Source organism: Frankia sp. CgJB1 (assembly GCF_977947065.1).
This window is the reverse complement of the sequence record NZ_CDWTNB010000211.1, coordinates 1-6,489: the sequence shown is the minus strand read 5'-3', so window position 1 is coordinate 6,489 and position 6,489 is coordinate 1. Positions and strand designations below refer to the sequence as shown.

5 protein-coding genes and 2 pseudogenes are annotated in these 6,489 nt (G+C 70.3%); 3 read left to right on the top strand and 4 right to left on the bottom strand.

Annotation, left to right across the window (positions count from 1 at the left end; translation table 11 throughout):
* Positions 1-911: NAD(P)/FAD-dependent oxidoreductase (locus tag AC08OT_RS18200; protein ID WP_476603088.1), on the bottom strand; the 911-nt coding region annotated here is incomplete at its 3' end.
* Between the two features lie 442 nt (positions 912-1,353).
* A pseudogene (locus AC08OT_RS18195) lies at positions 1,354-2,503 on the bottom strand (helix-turn-helix transcriptional regulator).
* A 97-nt stretch (positions 2,504-2,600) separates the two neighbouring features.
* On the opposite strand from AC08OT_RS18195, the gene AC08OT_RS18190 reads away from it, so the two are divergent.
* Positions 2,601-3,086 (top strand): VOC family protein, encoded by a 486-nt coding sequence (locus AC08OT_RS18190; RefSeq protein WP_462189021.1) that lies wholly within the window; start codon positions 2,601-2,603, stop codon positions 3,084-3,086.
* A gap of 21 nt (positions 3,087-3,107) precedes the next feature.
* Here the strand turns inward: AC08OT_RS18190 and AC08OT_RS18185 are convergent, their stop codons facing one another.
* A complete protein-coding gene (locus tag AC08OT_RS18185; RefSeq protein ID WP_476603087.1) occupies positions 3,108-4,256 on the bottom strand; it encodes an amidohydrolase family protein in 1,149 nt (382 codons plus the stop codon).
* Positions 4,257-4,845: 589 nt separating this feature from the next.
* On the opposite strand from AC08OT_RS18185, the gene AC08OT_RS18180 reads away from it, so the two are divergent.
* Positions 4,846-5,634: a type I glutamate--ammonia ligase gene (locus AC08OT_RS18180; protein ID WP_476603086.1), complete on the top strand. Its 789-nt coding sequence runs from the start codon at positions 4,846-4,848 to the stop codon at positions 5,632-5,634.
* Between the two features lie 52 nt (positions 5,635-5,686).
* Positions 5,687-6,178, top strand: a complete 492-nt coding sequence (locus AC08OT_RS18175) for a hypothetical protein (protein WP_476603085.1) — start codon at positions 5,687-5,689, stop codon at positions 6,176-6,178.
* A 24-nt stretch (positions 6,179-6,202) separates the two neighbouring features.
* On the opposite strand, the pseudogene AC08OT_RS18170 reads toward AC08OT_RS18175, so the two are convergent.
* Positions 6,203-6,489 (bottom strand): annotated as a pseudogene (locus AC08OT_RS18170) (saccharopine dehydrogenase); the annotation flags it as partial.

Here is a 6,489-nt window from a genome sequence, read left to right as displayed (position 1 = left end):
ATAGCGTAGACAATACCTTCGCCACTGAGAGGGTTGATGCTCGCGGCGGCGTCCCCGATGAGTGCGGCGCGGGGATGTGCCATCGGAGCCAGTTTTCCGGCATGCGGGAGATAATGTGAGAGTAGCTTGTTCGGCTCTTCGACGATGAACCCTCGGGCCCGTAGGTGCTCCACGTAGGCGCTGAGAAGATTGCGCGGGTTCAACGATTTATCCCGCATAGTGGATACCGGTAGACCCACACCGAGATTGACGACGTCGTCGGAGACGGGAAACACCCATCCGTAGCCAGGGAGCACCTTGTCACTGAAGTCAAGTCGGAGCAGCATAACCTCCTGCGGGGCGCGGCGCGGATCCGAGAACTTGGCATATGAGCGCATGGCGATCGAGGAGAATCGGTCATCCTGGCGGCCGACTCCAAGATCGCGTCGTACCCGAGAATAGGCGCCATCGGCACCGATCATCAGGGCTGCCTCGACGGAGTTTGATCTCGAGCCGGTCTTGAGTGTGATAACCTGGCTGTTGCCGGTCAGCTCCGATGAATGGTATGATGTTCCTTCCCGTATTTCGACTCCGACCTCGCGTGCCGCAGCAACAAGACGCGCGTCGAGGATCTCACGTGGAAGTACATACCCGGAAAGATCATGGCCGGCGACTGTCGGGCCGACCGCCGTCGCCTCGGTTCCGTCAGGTCCGCTGACTCGCACGCTCAGTGGTGAAATGGCGTCATGGACAACACTAAGCAGGCCCAGGCGGCGCAGGGCCGCAACTGCCCCTGCACCGAGGCCGTCACCACATGCCTTATCGCGCGGGAAAACAGCCTTGTCGGTCAGAAGTACGCGAAGGCGGGGGTTCTGTCGCTTCAATGCGAAGGCGGCCACGCTCCCAGCCGGGCCCGCACCCACGATCACCACGTCGTAGCTTCCTCTGATCACGCCAGAAGTCTACGTGCTCTATGAATGGCAGGGGTTGGCATCACCTATACGACGCATCTGGAAGGATCTTCGAGTGGAAGATACGCTGTTCGGAACCGTCGGTGACCAGTGGCTCCATGCCCTAGGTTCAGAGATGCACGCGGAGTCTGGACGAGGGCCAAATATGATCATTGTTCTGGTCGTGGCCATGATCAGTTGATCTTCCGGGTCGCGCGGGCTTGGATTCAGCCCCCTCTGGGGTGTTGGCGACCGTCGAAGCCGCTGCTTCGTCCCGCTCAGCGCTTCCTCGATGGACGCTGAGCAAGGGGCGTAGGCATCCACCGTCCGTAAAGGTTGGCAGCCTGGTGCCGGCGTCATCCCAGTGATTCAGACGAAGCGCCGAGGCGCCACGTGGCGTCCGGAGGCGTCAGGCTGCCGGCAGTCAGGGTTCCGGCAGGTTGTGGTTCCCGGCGACGGGCCTGCGACTTCCGCCGTTGCCCGCCGCCGGTGCGCCGTACAGCGCGGCGAGCGCGCCCGCGGCGCGCGTCATCGCCTCGCGTAGCTCCGGGGGGTGGAGCACCTCCAGGTCCGGGCCGAGTACGAGCAGTTCGCGCTCGGCGTGCCGGACGGACTCGATCGGTACCACCGCGCGTACCCAGCCGTCCTCCTCCGGTGCGCTCGCCGTTTCCCGGACGGCGCGGGCGACCGCCGGGGGGAGTCCGGAAGGGGGCCATCGTCACGCCGGTCGGGGAAAGCCGCACGGTCGCCCGCGCCCGGTAGACCTCGGATTCGTAGCGGGCCGTCCAGCCAGCCCAGTAGGCGCCGAGGTCGAAGCCATGCGGCCGTTCGAACGTCTTGGTGGTCGTCTCGAGGCTGAGGATCTTCGCGACCCGGTACACCCGGGGCAGGGTGGCCGGCCCGCCCGCCGGTTCCGCGCCTCCGCTGCCGTCCGCACTCTCGGTGGCGCCTGCGGCTCGGGTGCCGTCAGGGTCGCGGCTGCTGCCAGCGTCCTCGGCCAGGCCTACGCCCTGGGTGCCGTGTGCGACGTTGGCGACCAGGTACCAGGTGCCGCTTTTGAGGACCACGCCGAGCGGTTCGAGGTGCCGGATGATCTCACGGGGGGCCCGCCAACGCCGGTAGGTGACCCGGACGCGGCGCTGCTCCCACACCGCCGCTGCCACCTCGGTCAGCAGCGGCATGTCCTCGGTGGCCCGGAACCAGCCGGGCGCGTCGAGATGGAAGCGCTCCCGCACCCGGCCGGCCCGTTCGCGCAGCTGCTCGGGCAGGGCCGCCATCAGCTTCAGTTCCGCCGCCGCGAGCATCGTGCCGAGCCCCAGCTCGCCGGCGAGGAACAGGGAGTCGGCCTCGCCGGAGGTCAACCCGGTCAGCCGGGTGCGGTAGCCGTCGAGCAGCCGGTACCCGCCGGTGGCACCGCGGTCCGCCAGCACGGGGACCCCGGCCTCGACGAGGGACTCCAGATCCCGGTAGACCGTCCGCACGGAGACCTCGAGTTCGTCGGCGATCTCATGCGCCGTGAGCCGCCCACGGGTCTGCAACAGCAGCAGGACGGAGAGGAGCCGGCCGGCACGCATGCCCGATTCTCCCCGGGCCATACCTGCCAGGAGAAGTCAGGTATGGCTTCGAGGATGGGATCCGACGCATCGACACCGGAACGCGAAGGAGATCGCCATGGCGGGAACGGACCCGGCTCGGGAGATGGGTGTGGAGAGGGCCGGGGGCGCGGCCGCTACCGGTGCGGCGACTGGGTCCGCAAGTGCTGGCTCCGCGAGTGACGTGGCGGCGACCTGGGCCGGGCTGATGCTCGACTGCCCGGACGCGAAGGAGCTCGCGACCTTCTACGGCACGTTGACCGGGTGGGGCGTCGCCGGCACCGACGACGAGGGGTCCTGGGCGTACCTCACCCCACCGGGGACCGAGATCATGATCGGCTTCCAGCGGGTGGCGGGCTACCAGCCGCCGCGCTGGCCGGACCAGGACGCCCCGCAGCAGTTCCACCTGGATTTCCGGGTCGCCGGCCTGGACGCCGCCATCGCCCTGGCGGAAGGCCTCGGCGCGAGGCAGGCCGAGTTCCAGCCGGGTGGGGACCGGTGGCGGGTGCTTCTCGACCCGGTCGGTCACCCGTTCTGCCTCTGCCCGCCAGCCGCCGCCGGCTGACCGCCGAGCCGCCCGTGCTGGTCAGGGCAGGTTGTAGACGCGGCGGGCGTTGTCCGCGCAGATGAGCCGGACGACCCGCTCGGCGTCCGCCGCGGTCCAGGCGTCGTCGGCGACTCCCGCCGCGAGGAACGCCGACAACCCACGCCGGAACAGGACGGCCCCGAGCAGGTACAGCTCGCCGAGCGCGAAGGCGTCGGTGGAGAAGAGGAACTTGCCGAACGGGGCGAGTTCGAGTGCCTGCGTGAGCAGGCCGGCCGAGCCGCGGCCGCAGTTGTGGATGGCGAGCCCGAGGTCGAGGTAGACATTCGGGAACACCTGGGCTAGGTAGCCGGCCTCCCGGTGGAACGGGTAGCAGTGCAGCAGCAGCACACTGACTTCGGTCGGTGCTATCGCCCGCAGCAGGCCGGTGAGCAGCAGTGGGTTGCCCCGGCGCAGGTCGATGTCGCAGTCCCAGTACCCGACGTGGATCTGGATGGGTAGCCGCGCGTCGACCCCGCACCAGATGAGGAAGGCGTGCAGGGTGGGGTCGGTCAGCCGGATCGGGGCGCCGGCGCGGATCTCGTGGATCCAGCCGCGGGCGGCGGCGGCGGCGACCTCGCGGTCGGTCGGTCGCTGTGCGGGCAGCTCCAGGCCGCCGCGGTAGGCCACGACCGACTTCACCGCGACCATGGTGGGGCGGGCGGACTCGAGCCGGGCCCGCACGGTGTCGGCGAGGTGGGTCATGCCGATCTGCCCGGTGATGACGTCGACCGCGACCTGCTCGGCGACCCGCTCCAACCGCACCACATCCACGCCGCGTCCGCCGGCGAGCTCGGCCAGCTCCGCGGCGCTGGTCAGCGGCTCCGGTTGAAATCCGGCGTCGACGCAGAACGTGGTGATCCCGCAGGCACGCAGCAGCCGCCGGTGCACCTCGGCGTGGCCAAGCTCCGCCCGGCGTTCGAGGTAGTCTTCCGGCGCGGCATGCGCCGGTAGGTCGAGCACCGGCGCGCACCAGCGCCGCAGGGCGAAGCCGATCTGGCTGTCGAACAGCGTCGTCCCCGGTGGTCCGGGGTGTTCCGCCTCGGTGATCATGCTTTCGAATTCCGGGCGAGTCAGATCGCGGCCGACCAGACCATGGCAGTGGTGGTCGACGAGCTCGTGATCGAGGAACGGTTCCACCGGGCGGCCCACCCATCGATGATCCCCCCTGGAAGGTGGGGTCATGCCTGACCGTACTGGACACATTCGGTCATCCTCAGGTCCACAGCGGCCCTGTGGATAACTTGTGGATTACTCCTGGCTCCCTGGGGACAGTCGTTCTGAAAGTCGATGATGTTACCGTGTTTTCATCTCTTCTTGCGTCGGCGCCAGCTGTGGACAACGCTCGGAGCGCTTGTTATGAACAGATGGCTTATCCTTCGATCCGGCCGAATTTTGTCGCTCTCCGTAACATCGTGGGAGAGTGAGGGGCCGCCGTGCCGTGCGCTCCGCCCGGCGTCTGGCAGGCGTACGCGCGACCATGGGGACAGGGGAGACCCGTGGGGAAGGTGAGGATGAACGAGCCTGCGTTGGACGAGTTCGCCCCTCGGATTATCGCCGGAGAGGATCGTAGGCGTGATCGGCTCGCCGCGGCGGCCCGGCACGCGGCAACGAACCTGGAGGTGCGTGGCGTCGTCTGTGTTGCGGTGACCTACGTCGACAACAGTGGCATCACTCGGATGAAGGGGGTGCCGATCGGCCGGCTCGACGCGGGGCGGTGTGGGGCGTCGGCGTGTCGCCGGTGTTCGACGTGTTCGGCGCCGATGACTCGATCACGGCGGGACGGTACGCCGGAGGTCCCGTCGGGGATCTGCGGCTGCATCCCGACCTGGACCGGCTGACACCCCTTGCGGCCCAGCCCGGCTGGGCCTGGGCCCCCGCCGACCGCCGTGACCAGGACGGCCGACCGCACCCGCAGGACGGCCGGGAACTCGTCCGCCTCCAGACGGCACTGCTCGCCGAGCACGGCCTGACGGCGATGATGGCGTTCGAGGTCGAATGGGCCGTCTCCCCGGCCGGTTCCGACGAGTTCGCCCCGGCCGCTCCCGGGCCGGCGTACGGGATGATCAGGGTGGCCGAACTCGGTGACTACCTGCGGGACGTGGTCACCGCGCTCACCGAGGAGGGGCTGGTCGTCGAGCAGATCCATCCCGAGTACGCGGCCGGTCAGTTCGAGGTGTCCGTCGCCGCGCAGGACCCCCTCGGCGCCGCCGACACGTGCGTGCTGGTCAAGGAGACGGTGCGCGGCGTCAGCAGGCGCCATGGCCTGCGCGTCTCGTTCGCCCCCAAGGTGCTCGTCGACAGCGTGGGCAACGGCGGCCACGTGCATCTGAGCCTGTGGAGCGACGATCCCGACCGGCCGCCGGCCCCGGCCTGGCCTGCGGTCTCGGGCGGGGGCCCGGGCGGGGCGAACTCCGGTGGCCCATACCCGGAGGGCCCATACCGGGGGGCCCGGGCCGGGCCGGCGGGGGATCCGCCCGCCCGGGCCGGATCAACCTCATGGCGGGTGGCAACGGGCCGCTCGGACTGACCGCTGCCGGGGAGGCGTTCGCCGCCGGGATCCTCGGCGGCTGCCGGCGCTGATGGCTCTCGGCGCCCCGAGCGTTGCCTCCTACCTGCGACTGGTGCCATCGACGTGGGCGGGTGTCCACGCCTGCTGGGGTCGAGAGAACCGGGAGGCCGCGCTGCGGATGATCCCCGGGCCGCCGGCCGCGGCCGGCCAGGCGGCGAACCTGGAGGTGAAGTCCTTCGACCTTGCCGCGAATCCCTACCTTCTGGTGGCCGGTCTGCTGGCCGCCGGGCAGGCGGGGCTCGCGGCGGCGGCCGCGTTGCCGGAGCCGGTGGGCGTCGACCCGGCCTCGCTCGACCCCGCCGAACGGGCCCGCCGCGGCATCCGGCGCCTGCCCACCAGCCTGGGCGAGGCGGTCGCCGCCTTCGAGGTCGACGAGGTGTTGCACCGCGCCCTGGGACGGGAGCTGCACGACGCGGTCGCCGCCGTCCGGCGCGCGGAGATCGACCGGTTCGCCGAGGCTGACCCGGCCGCCGTCGTCGCGGCGACCCGCTGGCGGTACTGACCCGCCGGCGGTACTGACCGGGTGTCAGCCCACCCGGCGCAGTCCGGCCGTGGCGGCGGCCCGCTCCAGGTCCTCGACGCCGAAGGCGTCGACCGGGCCAAGCGCGCCGGCGCGGGCGACGGTGCCCGCGGCGAGATGTCCCGCCATCCACGCCATGATCCGAGCGGTGAAGGCATAGGGGTCGCGACCTTCCAGCCGCACGGTGGCGAGTTCCCGGCCGGCGGCGTCCCGGGCGAGCGCGAACACCTGCGCCCCGGCGCGGGCCCGCGCCGCCCGGTCCGGTCCACGGCCGGTCGTCCGCAGGGCGGACC